1 protein-coding gene is annotated in these 879 nt (G+C 74.6%); it reads right to left on the bottom strand.

The window, feature by feature from the left end:
* Positions 1–111 precede the first annotated feature (111 nt).
* Entirely contained in the window at positions 112–780 is a 669-nt protein-coding gene (locus E2C05_RS32160) for a hydrogenase-4 component E (protein ID WP_133223642.1), read from the bottom strand.
* Positions 781–879 lie beyond the last annotated feature (99 nt).

The raw sequence follows: 879 nt of genomic DNA, 5'->3' as shown, positions 1-879 counted from the left end.
CCGGTCGCCGGCACCGCCCGGCGGGCGGCCCGGCTTCGCGGCATGCGGCGCGGCGCCCATCCGGGCGCCCGGCCCGCTGCGCGGGCCGCGGGGCGGCGCGGCGACGGAGGATCACGGGCTCTCTCCCCGATGCCGCTCGAGGAAGCCGGTATCGACCGTGTCGAAGCGCTCGCGGATCTGGAAGACGAAGACGCCGCCCACCACCAGCAGCATCATCACCAGCGCGGCGGTCGAGAGTTCCACCACCAGCGGCATGCCGGTGACCCCCACCGCCGCCAGGATCAGCCCGTTCTCCAGCGTCATCAGCCCGACCACCTGCAGGATGGCGTTGCGCCGGGTGATCATCATCAGCATCCCCAGCAGCACGACGGAAAGGGCGAGCGCCAGGTCCTCCCGCGCGATCGCCCTGCTGCCGGCGGTGATCGGCAGCACGACGAGGATGGCGAGCGCGACCAGCGCCACGCCGGCGATCAGGCTGGGCCCGATGCCCATCGCCGTCTCCACCCTGCGGTCCAGGTCGAAGCGCCGCAGCAGGGTGCGCAGCGCCAGCGGGATCAGCACCGCCTTGGCGCCGAGCGCGATCAGCGCCGTCAGGTAGAGCTGCGGCGCGGACTGCACGAAGCCCTGCCAGGCCGCGGCGCCGGCCAGCACCGCGCCCTGCGTCGCCAGCGCGTTGATCACGGCGCCGACGCGGCGCTGGTACAGCAGCACGAAGGACAGCAGCAGCATGGCGCCGCCCAGCAGATGCGCGACGTCGTAGGGAAGCTGGCCGAAGGTCATGGCTGCCTGTCCTCGGCCGCGTCTGGCCGAAGGCGCGCCGGCGGCGCGGCACGGCCGCGCCCGGCTGCCCATCGCCGCGGCGGGTGCGGCGGTGCAGGG

Source organism: Paracraurococcus ruber (assembly GCF_004353985.1).
Lineage (GTDB): Bacteria > Pseudomonadota > Alphaproteobacteria > Acetobacterales > Acetobacteraceae > Paracraurococcus > Paracraurococcus ruber.
The sequence above is the reverse complement of the archived record's forward strand: the minus strand, read 5'-3'. Positions and strand labels throughout refer to the sequence as shown.

Coding starts and splice junctions, on each gene's coding strand:
- E2C05_RS32160 (WP_133223642.1), bottom strand. CDS start 780: ATGACCTTCGGCCAGCTTCCCTACGACGTCGCGCATCTGCTGGGCGGC.